Source organism: Streptomyces inhibens, assembly GCF_022221585.1.
Lineage (GTDB): Bacteria > Actinomycetota > Actinomycetes > Streptomycetales > Streptomycetaceae > Streptomyces > Streptomyces inhibens.
On the sequence record NZ_CP084681.1, the window covers coordinates 2,614,282 to 2,631,533 of the forward strand.

General features: G+C 72.0%; 17 protein-coding genes. 7 read left to right on the top strand and 10 right to left on the bottom strand.

Annotated elements, in window-relative coordinates; all coding sequences use genetic code 11:
* Positions 1-58: 58 nt before the first annotated feature.
* The 6 genes from gap to yczE form a co-directional block, all read right to left on the bottom strand.
* Positions 59-1,063, bottom strand: coding sequence for a type I glyceraldehyde-3-phosphate dehydrogenase (gene gap / locus KI385_RS12190; protein WP_238572205.1), 1,005 nt, complete (start codon positions 1,061-1,063; stop codon positions 59-61).
* A gap of 254 nt (positions 1,064-1,317) precedes the next feature.
* Positions 1,318-2,307, bottom strand: a complete 990-nt coding sequence (whiA, locus tag KI385_RS12195) for a DNA-binding protein WhiA (protein WP_018091880.1) — start codon at positions 2,305-2,307, stop codon at positions 1,318-1,320.
* On the bottom strand, positions 2,298-3,359 hold the full coding sequence (locus tag KI385_RS12200; RefSeq protein WP_238572206.1) for a gluconeogenesis factor YvcK family protein: 1,062 nt from the start codon (positions 3,357-3,359) through the stop codon (positions 2,298-2,300). The genes whiA and KI385_RS12200 overlap by 10 nt, the downstream gene beginning before the upstream one ends.
* On the bottom strand, positions 3,356-4,300 hold the full coding sequence (gene rapZ / locus KI385_RS12205; RefSeq protein ID WP_238572207.1) for an RNase adapter RapZ: 945 nt from the start codon (positions 4,298-4,300) through the stop codon (positions 3,356-3,358). Before rapZ ends, KI385_RS12200 begins: the two co-directional genes overlap by 4 nt.
* Positions 4,297-6,387, bottom strand: coding sequence for an excinuclease ABC subunit UvrC (gene uvrC, locus KI385_RS12210; RefSeq protein WP_238572208.1), 2,091 nt, complete (start codon positions 6,385-6,387; stop codon positions 4,297-4,299). The genes rapZ and uvrC overlap by 4 nt, the downstream gene beginning before the upstream one ends.
* Positions 6,388-6,469: 82 nt before the next feature.
* On the bottom strand, positions 6,470-7,090 hold the full coding sequence (gene yczE, locus KI385_RS12215) for a membrane protein YczE (RefSeq protein ID WP_238572209.1): 621 nt from the start codon (positions 7,088-7,090) through the stop codon (positions 6,470-6,472).
* Positions 7,091-7,395: 305 nt separating this feature from the next.
* Here yczE and KI385_RS44190 point away from each other — a divergent pair, with 305 nt between their 5' ends.
* From KI385_RS44190 to KI385_RS12230, 3 genes are read left to right on the top strand one after another with little or no spacing between them, the layout of a single operon-like run.
* Entirely contained in the window at positions 7,396-8,898 is a 1,503-nt protein-coding gene (locus KI385_RS44190; protein ID WP_342593447.1) for a tryptophan 2,3-dioxygenase, read from the top strand.
* Positions 8,899-8,924: 26 nt separating this feature from the next.
* Entirely contained in the window at positions 8,925-10,208 is a 1,284-nt protein-coding gene (locus KI385_RS12225) for a kynureninase (RefSeq protein WP_238572210.1), read from the top strand.
* Positions 10,205-10,969 (top strand): SDR family NAD(P)-dependent oxidoreductase, encoded by a 765-nt coding sequence (locus KI385_RS12230; protein WP_238572211.1) that lies wholly within the window; start codon positions 10,205-10,207, stop codon positions 10,967-10,969. The genes KI385_RS12225 and KI385_RS12230 overlap by 4 nt, the downstream gene beginning before the upstream one ends.
* Positions 10,970-11,082: 113 nt before the next feature.
* Here KI385_RS12230 and KI385_RS12235 read toward each other — a convergent pair whose 3' ends face one another.
* Together KI385_RS12235 and KI385_RS12240 are read right to left on the bottom strand one after the other, a co-directional pair.
* On the bottom strand, positions 11,083-11,958 hold the full coding sequence (locus KI385_RS12235) for a hypothetical protein (RefSeq protein ID WP_238572212.1): 876 nt from the start codon (positions 11,956-11,958) through the stop codon (positions 11,083-11,085).
* Between the two features lie 4 nt (positions 11,959-11,962).
* Positions 11,963-12,610 (bottom strand): papain-like cysteine protease family protein, encoded by a 648-nt coding sequence (locus tag KI385_RS12240; RefSeq protein ID WP_238572213.1) that lies wholly within the window; start codon positions 12,608-12,610, stop codon positions 11,963-11,965.
* Between the two features lie 241 nt (positions 12,611-12,851).
* On the opposite strand from KI385_RS12240, the gene KI385_RS12245 reads away from it, so the two are divergent.
* Entirely contained in the window at positions 12,852-13,790 is a 939-nt protein-coding gene (locus tag KI385_RS12245; RefSeq protein WP_128512046.1) for a hypothetical protein, read from the top strand.
* Positions 13,791-13,838: 48 nt separating this feature from the next.
* On the opposite strand, the gene KI385_RS12250 is transcribed toward KI385_RS12245, so the two are convergent.
* A complete protein-coding gene (locus KI385_RS12250) occupies positions 13,839-14,252 on the bottom strand; it encodes a Rieske (2Fe-2S) protein (protein WP_238572214.1) in 414 nt (137 codons plus the stop codon).
* A 24-nt stretch (positions 14,253-14,276) separates the two neighbouring features.
* Between KI385_RS12250 and KI385_RS12255 the strand changes: the two genes are divergently transcribed.
* The 3 genes from KI385_RS12255 (at position 14,277) to KI385_RS12265 (ending at position 16,668) form a co-directional block, all read left to right on the top strand.
* Positions 14,277-14,459, top strand: a complete 183-nt coding sequence (locus tag KI385_RS12255; protein WP_238572215.1) for a hypothetical protein — start codon at positions 14,277-14,279, stop codon at positions 14,457-14,459.
* Between the two features lie 188 nt (positions 14,460-14,647).
* Positions 14,648-15,706, top strand: a complete 1,059-nt coding sequence (locus KI385_RS12260) for a LacI family DNA-binding transcriptional regulator (protein WP_238572216.1) — start codon at positions 14,648-14,650, stop codon at positions 15,704-15,706.
* Entirely contained in the window at positions 15,703-16,668 is a 966-nt protein-coding gene (locus tag KI385_RS12265; RefSeq protein ID WP_238572217.1) for a carbohydrate kinase family protein, read from the top strand. The genes KI385_RS12260 and KI385_RS12265 overlap by 4 nt, the downstream gene beginning before the upstream one ends.
* A gap of 70 nt (positions 16,669-16,738) precedes the next feature.
* Here KI385_RS12265 and KI385_RS12270 read toward each other — a convergent pair whose 3' ends face one another.
* Positions 16,739-17,116, bottom strand: a complete 378-nt coding sequence (locus KI385_RS12270; RefSeq protein ID WP_238572218.1) for an HflX-like GTP-binding protein — start codon at positions 17,114-17,116, stop codon at positions 16,739-16,741.
* Positions 17,117-17,252: the final 136 nt, after the last annotated feature.

Consider the following 17,252-nt stretch of genomic DNA (forward strand, 5'->3'; position numbering starts at 1 on the left):
CATCGCGTCGTGCGAGCCCCGCCCTTACATCTGTGGTGACTTAGCGGTCAGAAACCGGTCAGAGCTGGCCGCCGACGAAGACGGTCAGGTCCACCAGGCGGTTGGAGTAGCCCCACTCGTTGTCGTACCAGCCGACGACCTTGATCTGCTTGCCCTGAGCCATCGTCAGCTTCGAGTCGAAGGTGCAGGAGGCCGGGAAGTTCACGATGTCCGAGGAGACGATCGGGTCCTCGGTGTACTCGAGAATGCCCTTGAGCTGGCCCTCGGCGGCCTTCTGGAAGGCGGTGTTGATCTCGTCCTTGGTGACCTCGCGGTCGAGCTCCAGGACCAGGTCGGTGACCGAGCCGGTGGGGACGGGCACGCGCATGGCGATGCCGTCCAGCTTGCCCTTGAGCTGCGGGAGGACCAGGGCGGTGGCCTTGGCGGCACCGGTCGAGGTCGGGATGATGTTCTCCGCGGCGGCGCGGGCGCGGCGCAGGTCGCTGTGCGGGAAGTCCAGGATGCGCTGGTCGTTGGTGTAGGCGTGGACCGTGGTCATCAGGCCCTTGACGATGCCGAAGTTCTCGTCGAGCACCTTCGCCATCGGCGCCACACAGTTGGTGGTGCAGGAGGCGTTGGAGATGACGTGGTGCTTGGCGGCGTCGTACTTGTCGTTGTTGACGCCCATCACGATCGTGATGTCCTCGTCCTTGGCGGGCGCGGAGATCAGGACCTTCTTGGCGCCGGCCTTGATGTGCTTCTCGGCGTCGGCCTTCTTCGTGAAGATGCCGGTCGACTCGATGACGATGTCGGCGCCGAGCTCGCCCCAGGGGAGGTTCGCCGGGTCGCGCTCGGCCATCGTCTTGAAGGTCTGGTTGCCGACCGTGATGGTGTCGTCGGTGTGGCTGACGTCCTGCTTGAGACGGCCCAGGATGGTGTCGTACTTGAGCAGGTGGACCAGGGTGGCGTTGTCGGTCAGGTCGTTGACACCGACGATCTCGATGTCCGCACCCTGCTCCAGGAGCGCGCGGAAGTAGTTACGACCAATGCGGCCGAATCCGTTGATGCCTACGCGGATCGTCACGAACCGATCTCCTCGTTGGTGCGCCGGCGCAGTTACCGGCGAGCTGTATGGGATGTCCCCGACCGCCCCCGACCCTACCCCTTGGACGAGACGTACGTGACATTGACATCGACGACCAAAGGTGCTCAAGCGAGCGGCCCCGAGCTCCTCTGACTTACGTCCGTACGCACCCCTTTCTGACCGTCTGCACGCACGCGCCCCCGGCACCCTTTTACGGGCGCCGGGGGCGCGTGGGGAGAAGGACCGGCTCCGGCTCAGCCGACCATGCCTTCGGCCAGCTCCTCGGTGAGGTTGGATTCGGTGCCGGGGATGCCGAGGTCCTGGGCACGCTTGTCGGCCATCGCCAGGAGGCGCCGGATCCGGCCGGCGACGGCGTCCTTCGTCAGCGGCGGGTCGGCGAGGGCGCCGAGCTCCTCCAGCGAGGCCTGCTTGTGCTCCATACGCAGCCGGCCGGCCGCCGCCAAGTGCTCGGGGACCTCCTCGCCGAGGATCTCCAGGGCGCGCTGGACCCGGGCGCCCGCGGCGACCGCGGCGCGCGCCGAGCGGCGGAGGTTGGCGTCGTCGAAGTTGGCGAGGCGGTTGGCGGTGGCCCGGACCTCGCGGCGCATCCGCCGCTCCTCCCAGGCCAGCACCGACTCATGGGCGCCGAGCCGCGTCAGCAGCGCGCCGATCGCGTCACCGTCACGGACGACGACGCGGTCCACGCCGCGCACCTCACGGGCCTTGGCGCCGATGCCCAGCCGGCGGGCGGCGCCGACCAGTGCGAGGGCCGCCTCGGGCCCGGGGCAGGTGACCTCCAGGGAGGAGGAGCGGCCGGGCTCGGTGAGCGAGCCGTGGGCGAGGAAGGCCCCGCGCCAGGCCGCCTCGGCGTCGCAGGTCGCGCCGGAGACCACCTGCGGGGGCAGCCCCCGGATGGGGCGGCCGCGGCCGTCGACCAGGCCGGTCTGCCGCGCCAGCTGATCGCCGCCGGCCACCACCCGTACGACATAGCGGCTGCCGCGCCGCAGGCCGCCGGGAGCCATCACCACCAGGTCGGAGCTGTGCCCGAAGATCTCCAGGATGTCCTTGCGCAGCCGCCGGGCAGCGATGCCCGTGTCCAGCTCCGCCTCGATCACAATGCGTCCGCTGACCAGGTGCAGACCACCCGCGAACCGCAGGATCGACGAGACCTCCGACTTCCGGCAGCAGGTCCGGGTGACGGGGAGCCGGGAAATCTCATCCTTCACCGCAGCCGTCATCGCCATGGGCCGATCCTTCCATGCATCCGAAAAATACGGTCGTACGCGGCTGCCAGCAGCTCCGGGTCGTGCCGGTCGGGGGCTCCCCCGGCGCTCGACCAGGCGTCGTCTCCTTGTGCGGCGACCGCCGCCAGCTCGACCTCGCTGCCGACAAGCTGCTTGGCGGCAACCGTCAGACCTTCGATGTCGGGCACGGCGGCCTTGTCGGCCAGCACCACGTCGAAGGCGAGTTTAGGGGCGTGTCGGGCCAAAACCTCCAAATGACGCTGCGGTGAGAAGCCATCGGTTTCGCCCGGTTGGGGCGCAAGGTTGAGCGAAAGGACTTTTCGGGCCTTGGTCTCCTCCAGCGCCTCGCGCAGTTCCGGCACCAGCAGATGCGGGATCACGGACGAGAACCAGGAGCCGGGGCCGAGCACCACCCAGTCGGCGTCACGCACCGCGGCCACCGCCTCGGGGACGGCCGGCGGGGCCTCGGGGACCACATGGACGGACTGCACCTCGCCGCGTGTGAGCGCGACGGTGGCCTGGCCGCGGACCGTGGTGATCTCGTCCGGACGCTCCGCGTCATGGCCCCTGACCTCGGCCTGGAGTTCGAGCGGCACCGCCGACATGGGCAGCACCCGGCCGTGCGCGCCGAGCAGCTTGCCGACCAGGTCGAGCGCCTGGACATGGTCGCCGAGCTGCTCCCACAGGGCGACGATCAGCAGATTGCCGACGGCGTGGTCGTGCAGCTCGCCCTCGCTCTGGAAGCGGTGCTGGATGACCCGGGCCCAGGTCTGGCCCCAGTCGTCGTCACCGCACAGCGCGGCCAGCGCCTTGCGCAGATCGCCGGGCGGCAGCACGCCCAGCTCGTCGCGGAGCCGGCCGCTGGAGCCGCCGTCGTCGGCGACCGTGACCACGGCGGTCAGATCGCCGGTGATGCGGCGCAGCGCGGCCAGCGAGGCGGACAGGCCCATGCCGCCGCCGAGCGCCACCACCTTGGGGGTGGCGCCCTTCGTCATACGGCCGCTGGGGACGAATCTGCGGACCCGGCGCAGCCGTGGCGTGCGCCCGCTCACTCGCGCCCCATGTCCCGGTGGACGACGACCGTTTCCACCCCTTCGGAGACCAGACGGCGGGCGAGCTTCTCGGACATCGCGACGCTGCGGTGCTTGCCGCCCGTGCAGCCCACCGCGACGGTCACATAGCGCTTGCCCTCGCGGCGGTAGCCCTCCGCGACGATCCGCAGCAGCTCGGCGTAGCCGTCCAGGAACTCCTTGGAGCCGGGCTGGCTGAAGACGTAGTTGGAGACCTCGTCGTTGAGGCCGGTGAACGGCCGCAGCTCGGGGACCCAGTGCGGGTTGGGGATGAAGCGGCAGTCGATGACCATGTCGGCGTCGACGGGCAGGCCGTACTTGAAGCCGAAGGACATGACCGTGGCGCGCAGCTCGGGGACCTCTTCGCCGGCGAACTGGGCGTCCAGCTTGGCGCGCAGCTCGTGGACGTTGAGGCTGGAGGTGTCGATGACCAGGTCGGCGTCGCCGCGCAGCTCGCGCAGCAGATCACGCTCGGCGGCGATGCCGTCGACGATCCGGCCGTCGCCCTGGAGGGGGTGCGGACGGCGTACCGACTCGAAGCGGCGCACCAGGGCCTCGTCGGAGGACTCCAGGAAGACGATGCGGCGCTTGACGTTCTGCGCGTCGAGGGTGGCCAGCGACTCCTTGAGATTGGCGAAGAAGCGGCGGCCGCGGACGTCGACGACGACCGCGATCTTGGCGACATTGCCCTGCGAGCGGGCGCCCAGGTCGACCATCGGCGGGATCAGCTCGGGCGGGATGTTGTCGACGACGAACCAGCCGAGGTCCTCCAGGCACTTCGCGGCCGTGCTGCGGCCGGCGCCGGACATCCCGGAGATGATCACCAGCTCGGGGATGGCGGCGCTCTCGCCCTGGTCGGTCGTGCCCGTACTCACCTGTGCACCGTCTCTCTCGGTTTCCTGCTCTTCGTGTGGAGTGCTCATCGGTCCTGCCCCCGTTCTGATGACAACGCGGCCGGCGGGGCCCCGTCATCCTCAATGATCTCTCCTGTGGCGGTGTTCACCGCGGGGGCGGACGGTGCCGCTCCCGCCAGCGCGGCGGCGACCGTCTCCGCGGTCTTGCGGCCGACGCCCGGTACCTCGCAGATCTCGTCGATCGTGGCGGCCCGCAGCTTCTTCAACGAACCGAAGTGCTTGAGCAGTGCCTGGCGGCGGGTGTCGCCCAGCCCGGCGACGGCGTCGAGCGGTGAGGCCTTCAGCCGCTTGGTGCGCTTGCTGCGCTGGTAGCTGATGGCGAAGCGGTGCGCCTCGTCGCGGACGCGCTGGAGGAGGTAGAGGCCCTCGCTGCTGCGCGGCAGCACGACCGGGTCGTCGTCCTCGGGCAGCCAGACCTCCTCCAGGCGCTTGGCCAGACCGCAGACGGCGACGTCGTCGATGCCGAGCTCGTCCAGGGCCCGGCGGGCGGCCGCGACCTGCGGGGCGCCGCCGTCGACGACCACGAGCTGGGGCGGGTAGGCGAACCGTTTGGGGCGTCCGTCCTCATCGGTGGGGCGGTTGGCCGTGGGGTCCGGTTCCGGGTCGTCCACGCGCGCCGTGACGGTGCCGTTCGTGACGCCGTTGTCGTCCACGCGGGCGTCGGCGGCCGGCTCCTCCGTCCACTCGCCGGACTTCTGCTTCTCCTGGAGGTAGCGCTTGAAGCGACGGCCGATGACCTCGTGCATGGAGCGGACATCGTCCTGGCCCTGGAAGGTCTTGATCTGGAAGCGGCGGTATTCGCTCTTCCGGGCGAGGCCGTCCTCGAACACCACCATCGAGGCGACGACGTCATCGCCCTGGAGGTGGGAGATGTCGAAGCACTCGATGCGCAGCGGCACCGAATCCAGGCCGAGGGCCTCGGCGATCTCCTCCAGGGCACGGGAGCGGGTGGTCAGGTCGGAGGCGCGCTTGGTCTTGTGCAGGGCCAGCGATTGCTGGGCGTTGCGCGCGACCGTGGCCATCAGGTCCTTCTTGTCGCCGCGCTGCGGGATGCGCAGCGAGACCTGGGAGCCGCGGCGCTGGGAGAGCCACTGCGCGACCGGCTCGACGGGGTCGGGGAGCGCCGGGACCAGGACTTCCTTGGGCACGGCGTCGCCCTGCTCCTCGCCGTAGAGCTGCTGAAGGGCGTGTTCGACGAGGTCGCCGGTGGTGACGGCCTGCACCTTGTCGGTGACCCAGCCGCGCTGGCCGCGCACCCGGCCGCCGCGGACGTGGAAGATCTGGACGGCGGCTTCCAGCTCGTCCTCGGCGACGGCGATCAGATCGGCGTCGGTGGCGTCGGCGAGCACCACGGCGCTCTTCTCCATGGCCCGCTTGAGCGCCCCTATGTCGTCGCGCAGCCGGGCGGCGCGTTCGTACTCCATCTCCTCGGCGGCGTCCTGCATCCGACGCTCCAGGCGGCGGATGTGGGCGCCGGTGCGGCCGACCATGAAGTCGCAGAATTCCTCGGCGAGTTCTTGGTGCTCCTCGGCGGAGATCCGGCCGACGCAGGGGGCCGAGCACTTGCCGATGTAGCCGAGCAGACAGGGGCGGCCGATCTGGGCGGAGCGCTTGAAGACACCGGCGGAGCACGTCCGCACGGGGAAGACGCGCAGCATCAGGTCGACGGTCTCGCGGATGGCCCAGGCATGGCCGTACGGACCGAAATAGCGCACGCCCTTCTTCTTGGCGCCGCGCATGACCTGGACGCGCGGGAACTCCTCGTTGAGGGTCACCGCGAGGTAGGGATAGCTCTTGTCGTCGCGGTACTTGACGTTGAAGCGGGGGTCGAACTCCTTGATCCAGCTGTATTCGAGCTGGAGGGCCTCGACCTCGGTGGAGACGACGGTCCACTCCACGGAGGCGGCGGTGGTGACCATCGTGCGGGTACGCGGATGGAGGCCGGCCAGGTCCTGGAAGTAGTTGGCCAGCCGCTGGCGCAGGCTCTTGGCCTTGCCGACGTAGATGACCCGGCCGTGCTCGTCGCGGAACTTATAGACCCCCGGCGAGTCGGGGATCTGTCCCGGCTTGGGTCGATAGCTGCTGGGGTCTGCCATGAACACCACCCTACTGACCGCCACCGACAATCACGGTTCCCGGCCGCTCCCGTTCGCGGCCGGGCTGCGGCGGCCGCGGCCGTCAGTCCGCCACCGCCGGGGCCCCGGCCTGCGGCGCGGGCGGCTCCGGGAGGGCGAAGTGCCGGTGGAAGAACTGGATCAGCGGGCCGACGGCCAGCGCGTACAGCACCGTCCCCACGCCGATCGAGCCGCCGAGGAGGAACCCGGCGGCGAGCACGGTGACCTCGATGGCGGTGCGCACCAGGCGGGTGGAGCGGCCGGTGCACCGGCACAGTCCGGTCATCAGGCCGTCGCGGGGGCCCGGCCCGAAGCGGGCGGAGATGTACAGGGCGGTGGCGATGCCGTTGAGGACGACGGAGCCGGCCAGCAGCGGGATGCGGACCGTCAGGGCGGCGGGCGGCGGGACCAGCCGGAGCGTGAGGTCCATGACCGTGCCGACGATCAGGACGTTGGAGACGGTGCCCAGGCCGGGGCGCTCGCGCAGCGGGATCCACAGCAGCAGTACGGCGGCCGAGGCGAGGACGACGACGGTGCCCATGGACAGGCCGGTGTGGGCGGAGACGCCCTGGTGGAAGACGTCCCAGGAGTTGAGGCCGAGTCCGGCGCGCACCTGGAGGGCGGTACTGGTGCCGAAGAGCACCAGGCCGGCGTAGAGATGCGCCAGGCGTCGGGTGAGGATCATCGTGGCCGGCCTCCGGGGCGAGGAGTGCGTGTGCGCCCCATCTTGCGAACGGTGGCGCATCGGTGCGTGATGTAGCAGATCAACACAATCCCGCAGAAGGGGAAGTTCCGGCCAGCACACGCCAGGAGGGGACGTCAGGGACATGACGGCCCGTCAACGGCCGTACAGGACGCACGAATCCGCCGCCGTTCGGCGCACGGCCCGGGCACAAATGCCGTCAATTCCGATAGTCGATCTCGTGGACGATCACCGGATTGACGCGGAAGTGAGTGCCACGTACGGCGCGACTCGGCGACTCTGTCCGCGTGACTGCAGAACGCGTCCGTACGCCGGTCGACACGGCGCACGCCTGGTTCGCGGACTATCTGTGCCGCCCCCATGCATTCCTTGGCCGGGACGGTGCGGTCTGCCCGTTCGTCGAGCCGTCGCTGAAGGCGCATTCCCTGCGGGTGGAGGAGTGGCGGCTGCCGGCCGGGATCACCGCCGAGGCGCTGGCCGGTGTCGTCGAGCGGATGACCGCGACGTTCGCGAAGCTCGACCGGGTGGGCCGAAACCCCGCCCTGCACGCCCTCGTCGTGGTCCTGCCGCAGCTCGGGGCGGCGCACGGGGCGCTGCTCGACCAGGCGCAGCGGCGGGCGAAGACCTCTTTGGTCCGGCGCGGTCTGATGCTGGGGCAGTTCCATCCCCACTGTGACGAACGCGCCGCCCGCAACGGGGAGTTCCCGGTGTCGCGGGCGCCGGTCGCGATGTTCGCGCTGCGGCGAATGGCCTTTCACGATGTGCTGTTTCTCGATTCCGACCCGGAATGGTTCGCGGCCTACCGGGACCGTTTCGGCACCAGATACCGGAGCGGAACGGCGCCCGATCCGCTGTTCGCGGAGCTGTTCCACCGAGCTCAGGAGAGATGGGAAGGGAAAAATCACGTGAGTGCCACACCACCCGACCTCGGGGTGAGCAGCGACACCGAGCGGGCCGCGCGGGCCGGCGCCACCGGCGGTGAGCCGGTCCTCGACTTCGCCGGGCAGAGCACGCCGTACATCGACTACCAGAGCATCGATGTGCTGCTCTCGCTCCAGCATCCGCGCTCCCCCGCGCCGTCCGAGCTGCCCTTCTACATCCTGGGGCAGGTCAAGGAGCTGCTGTTCAAGCTGGTCTACGAGGAGCTGGTCCGGGTGCGGTCGCTGCTGGACGGCGACCGGGTGCCGGACGCGGTGTGGGGCCTGCACCGGCTGCGGCGGGTGGTGGAGCTGCTGGTCGCGTCGTGGGACGTGCTCGGCACACTGGCGCCGACGGAGTTCAATGCGTTCCGCGACCACCTGGGGCAGGCGTCGGGCTTCCAGTCGTACATGTACCGGATGGTGGAGTTCGCGCTCGGCAACAAGGCGGCGGAGCTCGCCAGGCCGCACCGGGGCGTGCCGCATGTGCACCGTCAGGTCCAGGAGGCGCTGCACGCGCCGAGCGTGTACGACGCGGCGCTGGCGCTGCTGGCGCGGCGCGGTGCGGCGATTCCGGCCGGGGTGCTGGAGCGGGACTTCTCCGCCGCGTACGAGCCGTCGGACGCGGTCGAGCGGGCCTGGGCGGAGGTGTACCGCACGGGCGGCCCGGCCGATGAGACGTTTCTGCTCGCGGAGGCCCTGATCGGGGTCGCGGAGGCGGTCGGCCGCTGGCGGTCGGTGCATCTGCTGACCGTCGAGCGGATCATCGGCACCAAGCCGGGCACCGGCGGCACCCTGGGGACGGCCTGGCTGCGCCGGGTCAACGAGCATCGCTTCTTCCCGGAGCTGTGGACCTGCCGGGGGCTGCTGTGAGGGCCCTGGGCGGTGGGACGGCCGCCTTGGAGAAGGCCGCGCGGCGGGCCCGGCGGCTGGACGCGCAGGACCCGCTGGCGCCGTTCGTCGACCGCTTCGCGCCGGTGCCCGACGGCCAGGTGTTCCTCAACGGCGGCTCGCTCGGCCGGCTGCCCGCCGCCACCCCGGTGCTGCTGGACCGGGTGGTGCGCGGCGACTGGGGCGACCGGCTCGCCCGGGCCCGTACGCAGTGGCTGGACCTGCCGCAGCGGGTCGGCGACCGGATGGCCGAGGTCGCGCTCGGCGCCCGGCCCGGCGAGGTGGTGGTCAGCGACTGCACCAGCGTCAACCTCTACAAGCTGACGGTCGCCGCGCTGGACGCGCGCCCCGGCCGGCGCACCGTGGTGGTGGACGACGACAACTTCCCCACCGACCGCTATGTCGTGGCCGGTGTCGCCGCCGACCACGGGCGGGCGCTGCGCACCGTGCACACCGATCCGGACGCCGGGCTCGACCTGGAGACGCTGCGGGCGGCGGTGGACGAGGACACCGCGGTGGTCGTGCTGTCGCTGGTCTCGCACCGCTCCGGGGCGCTGCTCGACATGGCGGAGGTGCACGAGATCGCGCACGCCCAGGGAGCCCTGGTGCTGTGGGACCTCAGCCATGCGGTGGGCGCGGTGGACCTCCAACTGGCCGCCACCGGCGCCGATCTGGCGGTCGGCGCCACGTACAAGCATCTGATGGCGGGGCCCGGCTGCCCGGCGCTGCTGTACGTACACCGCGATCTGCAGTCGCAGGCCGTACAGCCGGTGCACGGCTGGTACGGGCACCGTGAACAGCTCGCCATGCGGCCCGAGTACGACCCGGATCCGACCATACGGCGCTTCCTGACCGGCACCCCGCCCGCCCTGTCGGTGGTCGCCGCGGAGCCCGCGCTGGATCTGCTGGCGGAGGCGGGGATGGCGGCGGTACGCGCCAAGAGCCGGGCGCTGACCGGGTTTCTGACGGAGCTGGCCGGGGCGGTACTGGTACCGCGCGGGCTGCGCCCGGCCGGGCCCGCCGACCCTGAGCGGCGCGGCGCCCATGTCACCTACCGGCATCCGCAGGCCGGGAAGCTGGTGCCGGCGCTCGCCGAGGCGGAGCTGTTCGTGGACTACACCCACCCGGACCGGGTGCGCCTGTCCCCCGCGCCGCTGTCGACCCGCTTCGGGAATGTCGTCGAGGCGGTGCGGCGGTTCCGGGAGGTGCTGACCGCCTTCGACCCTCCCCCGTACCGCAAGGGCGTGGGGGTGCCCGAAGCGGCCGTCGACCCCTACGGGAGGGCCCTGTGAGCCGTCGTGTGCTGGTGACCGGAGCATCCCGCGCGGACGGCATCGGAGCGGCGATCGCCGCGGCACACGCGGCGCGCGGGGACCGCGTCGCGGTGCATGCCCGCGCGGACACGGCGGCCGGCGAGGCGGTGGCGGCCGCGCTGCCCGGCACCGGGCACACCACCGTCACCGGTGATCTCGCGGATCCGCGGCGGACCAGGGAGGTGTTCGAGGCGGCGGAGGCCGCGCTCGGCGGGGTGGACATCCTCGTCAACAACTCCGCGGTCCACCGGGAGCAGCCGATCGCTACCCAGTCGTACGACGACTGGCAGGAGGTGTGGCGGCACACGCTGGACGTCAATCTGATCGCCGCCGCGAACCTGTCCTGGTGCTTCGTACGGCATCTGCTGGACCGGCCCGGGGGCTCCACGGGCGGGCGGATCGTGATGGTCGGCTCGCGCGGCGGCTACCGGGGCGAGCCGGACTTCCCCGCCTACGGGGCGAGCAAGGCGGGGATGCATGCGCTGGCCCAGTCGCTCGCGGTGGCGCTGGGGCCGCACCGGATCGCGGTGGCGGCGGTGGCGCCCGGTTTCACCGTCACCGGGCTGACCGCGGAGCTGCTGCACGGCCCCGAGGGCAAGGACATCCTGGCCGCGCACCCACTGGGCCGGGTCGCCGATCCGGCGGAGATCGCGGCCGCCGTGGCCTGGCTGACCTCCGAGGAGGCGGAGTGGGCGACGGGGGCGGTGCTCGATCTCAACGGGGGGTCGTATCTGCACTGAGCTGCGCACCCCCCACCCCCGAATCCACTCCCCGCCTCCTCCCCTGAAGGGGGAGGAGGCGGGGGAAGGCCTGCCCGCCGCGCGGACGGCGTGCGGCGGACAGGCGGCTCGGATCAGCGGCTGCGTCGCCTGCGCAGCACCGCCGTGCCGGACAGTCCCAGGGCGACCAGGGCGGCGGCGCCCGCCACCGTCGTGGCGGCGGTCACCGGCAGGGAGTCGCCCTCCAGCGCACTGGCCGCGACGGGCTGCGGACCACGGTCCTCCTTGGCGCCGGGGGCGGTCCCCGGCCCGTAACCGCCGGCCATGCCGCGCTTGTCGTACGCGGAGCCCGGCAGCTTGTCGCCGTACGCCTTCGCCACCCGCTTCTGGTAGGCGGCGACGGTGGTGCCGTGTGCGCCGACGGCCTTGCGCGCGTCGGCGTCCAGCGGCTCGATACGGTCGCCGCGCTGCAGATACCAGGCGTCGATCTGCGGCTCGTGGAAGACCGTGCCGTCGGCGTCCCGCGCGGTCCCGGCCGCGGCGTAGCGGGTCTCGTCGTCACCGGCGGCGATGTTGACGACCTTCCAGGCGGCGCCCTGCCGCGCGGTCCACACGGACGCCGTGCGGCCGTCGGCGGCGACGGCCTTGCTGGCGAGGAACTCCAGGCGGGCGACCGGGGCCTTGGCCTTGCCGCGGACGAAGTCCGGTGACAGGCCGTAGACGGGAACGGTGCCGCCCTCGATGTGCGCGGCGGCCTGTGGCGTGCCGGGTGCCACGGCGCGGGCGCCGCTGCGCTTGCGGTCGGCGGCGAAGAAGCGGGTGAGGGTGTCCAGGGTCGCGGGTGCGGTGGCCGCTTCGTGGGCGGCGGCGACGCTCGCGCGGGCCGGAACCTGGGGTGCGGGGACGGGTGCCGCGAGTGCGAGGTGCGGGGCGAGGCCGATGAAGGCGGTGGCGAGCGTCCCGGTGGCGGCGGCGCGGACCACGGTGCGGACGGCGGTGCGCTTCGTCATGGCCTCAGGCTCCTATCCGGTAGAGGGAGTGGGTCCAGGAGAAGGAGCTGCCGTTGACGTAGTAGTCGAAATCGCCCCAGTTGTAGCGGTAGTTGCTGCCCCAGGGATCGCCCCAGTAGACCCAGTTGCGGTCCGTGTCGTAGCCGTAGATCACATGCATATGGCCGCCGCCGGAGGACCACTGGATGCGGGTCTCGATGGGACGGTCGGCGTCGATCTCACTCTGGACGGTGCTGTAGCGGAGCCAACCCGACACATATGAGCCCGAGTTGATGCCCATCCAGTCGAAGGCGTTCTGCACGTTGCCGAGGTTGGCCTGGTTGTTGGGGCAGGTGGTGCCCTGCTGCCGGTTGAACGCGGCGTTGCAGAACTCGTTCTGGCTGTAGTTCCTGCCGTACCAGGTCGCGATGGTGTTGCCGGAGGCCGCCCAGCACCAGTTGGTCTTCTCCTGGGCCTGCATGGAGATGTCGAGACGGTTGGCGGCGAACGGTGCGGCGGCGGTGTCCGAGGCGGTGACGGCGTGTGACGGCGGCGCGAGGGGGGTGGCGGACGCGGTGGTCGTCCCGGTGAGCGTGGTCAGTGCGGCGGCGGTCAGTGCCGCGGCCGACAGCCATCTGCGGCGGGAACGGCGTGCGTGGGGTGCACGGGTCATGGCGTTCCTCCCGAAAAGGGGGGTGAGGGGGTGAGAGGAGCGCATCCGGATGCTGCTGAGGAGCATCAGGTGTTGTCGCAGGCAGGTCAACACGCTTCAATGCGGGATGACATGGGGGTGTGGACGAACGGGCCCGGATGTGAACGTCCGGTGCCCGGCGTACCGCGGTGAACAGGCAGGCAGAGCGCGCAGCGTGCGACCCGGTTGTGAACGTTCACCCGCGCGCTGGAGGATTGAGACAATGGCACAGAACGCTCCCCAGCCGGCCGAGCTGGAACAGCTGCTGCGGACCGGCCCGTTCCATCTCGCGCTGCGCAGCGCGCTCACCGCACGGGGTCTCGCGCTCACCCGCGTCCAGCACAAGCTCGCACAGCGCGGCATCACCATCGGGGTGACCAGCCTGAGCTACTGGCAGCAGGGCGCCCGGCGGCCGCAGCGCCCCGAGTCGCTGCGGGCGGTGCGCGCCCTGGAGGAGGTCCTCGAACTGCCCGCGCGCTCGCTGCACCGGCTGCTGGTGCCGGAGGGCGGCGCCCGTCCGGAGGCCGAGCGGCCGCCCGCTCGCTCGTACCGCTCACTGATGGCGCCCGCCGACGCGCTGCAGCAGCTGTTCGCCGAGCTGGAGACCCCCGCGGACGGCGGGCTGCACACCGTGGGCCATCACGAGCGGGTACTGATCGGGCCCGAGCGCCAGCTCGTCGAGCGGGAATCGCTACAGGTGGTCCGCGCGCACCGGGACGGCGTGGACCGGTATGTGGCCATCCACCGGGGCGAGTCGGGCTGCGATCCGGCCCGGGTGCGGGTGCGGGCCGCGGAGAACTGCCGGCTGGGGCGGGTGCGCGGGCACGCCGAGGCCGGGGTGGTGGTCGCCGAGCTGCTCTTCGACATCCGGCTGCGGGCCGGTGACACCCATGTCTTCGGTTACGTCTTCGAGGACGGCAGCGGCGGACCGAGCGCCGAGTATCTGCGCGGCTTCAGCTTCGCCGGCAGCCAGTACGTCCTTCAGGTGCGCTTCGACGAGGCGGCGCTGCCGGTGCGCTGCCGCCGCTTCGCCCAGGCCTCGGCGGGCGCCCCGCGCAGCGCCCAGCAGGAGCTGACACTCAGCGGCCGGCACCACGCGGTGCACCTCGTGGAGCAGGGGGTACGGCCCGGGATACTGGGGATCAGCTGGGACTGGGGGTGAGTTCCCCGGTGCGGACGGCCGGGTTCCCGAGGAGGACGGCGGCTGCGCTCAGCCGGCGATCAGCTTGCCGCCCCTGGCCTTGACCGGTACCTCGGGCAGCGGCTCGGACGCCGGGCCCTGGATGACCTTGCCGGTGGTGACGTCGAAGCGGCTGCCGTGGCAGGGGCAGCTGCCCTCCTTCTTCTCGACGTCGGACAGGATGCAGCCGGCGTGCGTGCACTTGGCGCTGAAGCACTTGTACTCGCCCTTGGCGGGCTGCGACACGACGAGCCGGTCCTCGCGGTAGAGCTTGGCGCCGCCGACCGGAACGTCGGCGGCGGCCCCCAGATCGACCGGCTCGGTCGGTACCGCCGACGCGTTCGCGCCCGAGTCCCCCGGCGAGCAGGCCGCCAGCCCGAAGCCGGCGGCACCGGCGAGCGCGGCCCCCCGCAGCACGGTCCGGCGGGCGGGGGACTGGCTCATGGCTGCTCCTGGGATCACGGGGTCGTGGGCCACCCTCAGTGGCCGGCGGCTCCCGACGATACCGGCACAGATCGTTCGGCTTCCGGCCGGGCCGGGCGCCCGGCCGACCACCGCCTCGCCCACCTCGACGATCTCGCCGGCCAGCTCGTGCCCGGGGATCAGCGGGTGGACCGCGGCGGGAGGTTCGCCGCCGAGGAGGTGCGGTGACCACGAGAGCGCGTATCGGCGCCTCCTCACGACGTCGTGCGGGTTCAATGCCGGGACCCTACAGAAGAACGACGTGGACGTAAACGCTTGCGCAAGCGTTTACGTTTGCCGCCTGATACTCGTAATGTGGTGGACGTCGCGGGGCAGCGGCACCACCGTGGGGCCGCACGCTCGGGAGGAAGAACCGGATGACGACGATGGCGGATGTGGCGCGGCGGGCAGGGGTCTCCGTCGCCACGGTCTCGCATGTGCTGAACGAGACCCGGCCGGTGCGCCCGGACACCCGGGCCGCGGTGCTCGGCGCCATCGACGAGCTCGGCTACACCCACAACACCCTGGCCCGCTCCCTGGTCACCTCCCGCACCCGCTCGATCGGCCTCGCCGTCTCCGCGATCAGCAACCCGTACTTCACCGAGATCCTCCAGGGCGTCGAGGCCGGCGCACTGGAGGCCGGCTACAGCCTGCTGATCGCCGATCCGCACGACGACCCGCGGCACGAGCGCAAGGTGGCCCAGCTGCTGCACGAGCGGCGGGTGGACGGCATGATCGTCGCGCCGTCCGCCGAACCCGCGGAGCTGGTCGAGTATCTTCTCCGGCGCGAGGTGCCCACCGTCTTCCTGGACCGGCTGGTCGGCGACGAGCACGACCAGGTGTGCGCCGAGAGCACCGGCCCGGTCCGTCAACTCGTCGAGCATCTGGCCGACTTGGGGCATACCCGGATCGGCCTGGTGGCCGGCCTCCCCGGGCTGAGCACGACCACCGAGCGGGTCCAGGGCTACCGCGAGGGGCTGCGCGCCCGCGGTCTGCCGTTCGCGCCCGAACTGCTCGCCGGCGGCAGCTCCGAGGCGGAGGGCGCCCAGGACGCCACCCGCCATCTGCTCGCCGCACCCGAGCCGCCCACCGCGATCATCACCGCCAACAACGCCATGACCATCGGCGCGCTCCGGGCGCTGCGCGCCATGGGCCTTCAGGTGCCCGGCGATATCGCGCTGGCCTGCTTCGACGACTTCTCCTGGGCCGATCTGTTCACGCCCCGGCTGACCGCGATCGCCCAGCCCAGCAAGGACATCGGGGCCGCGGCGGTCCGGCTGCTGCTGGAGCGCCTGGAGGAGCCCGACCGGCCCCCGCGCACCATCCGCCTCCCCTGCACCTTTGTGCACCGTACGTCGTGCGGTTGCGCCGCATCCGCCCCGGCCACTCCCCCGGCCGCACCCCTGGTCGCCCAGGAAAGGAACCGCACCCCGTGATCGTCGTCGCCGGCGAGGCGCTGATCGACCTCGTCCCCAGTCCGCAGGGTCCTTCTCCGGACGGTCAGTTGCCCGCGCTGCTGCCACGGCGCGGCGGCGGCCCGTACAACACCGCGGTCGCGCTGGGGCGGCTGGGCTCACCCGCCGTGTTCTGCTCCCGGATCTCGACCGACACCTTCGGCGAGACGCTGCTGCACGGGCTGCGCAGCGCCGGCGTGGACACCTCGCTGGTGCAGCGCGGCACCGAACCGACCACGCTCGCCGTGGCGGACATCAGCCCGGACGGCTCGGCAGGCTACGGCTTCTACGTCGACGGCACCGCCGACCGGCTCTTCACCCTGCCGCCGGCGCTGCCCGACGCGGTCCGCGCGCTGTCGCTGGGCACCTGCTCGCTCGTGCTGGAACCGGGCGCGAGTGCGTACGAGTCCTTGCTGCGCCGCGAGGCCCGGCGCGGTGTCTTCACGGCGCTCGACCCCAATATCCGCCCCGGCCTGATCCCCGACCCGGACGCCTACCGGGCCCGCTTCCGGTCCTGGCTTCCCGATCTCGCGCTGCTGAAGCTGTCGGAGGAGGACGCACTGTGGCTGGCGGGGCCGGACGTCGCCGTGGGCGACGGCTGGGGCGCGGTCACCGCGGCGGCCGGGGAATGGCTGGGCGCGGGGCCCGCGGCGATCGTCATCACCCGGGGCGGCGACGGTCTGACGGTCCTGACGCCGGGCGGCGGCGAGGTGACGGTCCCCGGCGAAAAGGTCACCGTCGTCGACACCATCGGCGCCGGCGATACGGTCAACGCGGCGCTGCTGCATCGTCTGGACGCCCACGACGCCCTCTCGTACGCCGCCGTCGCCTCCCTCGGCGCCGACGACTGGTATGACATCCTCCGCTTCGCCGCCCGCGCGGCCGCCGTCACCTGCTCACGTGCGGGCGCGGAGCCGCCGTTCGCCACGGAGTTGGCGGCGTAGCGGGGCGGGGGGTACGGGGGGCAGGGACGCGGGGGGCATGGACCCGGGGGCATGGACGCGGGGCGGTTCGCTACTCGGGCGTCGCTGTGGCCGGCAGGTCGGCGCGGCCCAGGACCGGGCAGCCGAGGGCATCGGTGAGACGACTGCGCTGACGGTACGTCAGTTCACCGGCGAAGATCACCGCGCTCGCGGCCGTCGCGGCGCGGGCCGCGGCAAGCTCACGCAGCTTGCCGGACCCCAGAACCGTGGTGGCCGAGTAGGGCAGGCCCATGGCCCGTACGCCGCCGGTGGAGACCCCCCGTCGCTGTACAAAGCTCCCGGCGACCACGGCGCCGCGCTCCTCCAGCTCGGCGGTCAGGGCCGCCATCACCGCGGCGTGGTCCCGCACCTTCGCCGGGAACAGGCCCGCGACCAGGACCGTCCGACCGGCCAGCGCCGGGACGGACAACGGGGCGGGCGGTCCGCTACGCCGGTTGCCCGCACCCCCGCGCGACGCCCTGCGCCCGGCCCGCCGACGCGACCGTCCCCCTTGCTCCCGGCCTCGGTCACCGCTTCGCACCGAGCTCCTCCTCCCTCTCCCCCGG

What these genes read in the sequence shown, in the direction of transcription:
- KI385_RS12235 (WP_238572212.1), bottom strand. Translation starts at nt 11,958, where the DNA reads ATGACGAAGCGCACCGCCGTCCGCACCGTGGTCCGCGCCGCCGCCACC.
- rapZ (WP_238572207.1), bottom strand. Translation starts at nt 4,300, where the DNA reads ATGAGCACTCCACACGAAGAGCAGGAAACCGAGAGAGACGGTGCACAG.
- whiA (WP_018091880.1), bottom strand. Translation starts at nt 2,307, where the DNA reads ATGGCGATGACGGCTGCGGTGAAGGATGAGATTTCCCGGCTCCCCGTC.
- yczE (WP_238572209.1), bottom strand. Translation starts at nt 7,090, where the DNA reads ATGATCCTCACCCGACGCCTGGCGCATCTCTACGCCGGCCTGGTGCTC.
- KI385_RS12240 (WP_238572213.1), bottom strand. Translation starts at nt 12,610, where the DNA reads ATGACCCGTGCACCCCACGCACGCCGTTCCCGCCGCAGATGGCTGTCG.
- uvrC (WP_238572208.1), bottom strand. Translation starts at nt 6,387, where the DNA reads ATGGCAGACCCCAGCAGCTATCGACCCAAGCCGGGACAGATCCCCGAC.
- KI385_RS12245 (WP_128512046.1), top strand. Translation starts at nt 12,852, where the DNA reads ATGGCACAGAACGCTCCCCAGCCGGCCGAGCTGGAACAGCTGCTGCGG.
- KI385_RS12260 (WP_238572216.1), top strand. Translation starts at nt 14,648, where the DNA reads ATGACGACGATGGCGGATGTGGCGCGGCGGGCAGGGGTCTCCGTCGCC.
- KI385_RS12250 (WP_238572214.1), bottom strand. Translation starts at nt 14,252, where the DNA reads ATGAGCCAGTCCCCCGCCCGCCGGACCGTGCTGCGGGGGGCCGCGCTC.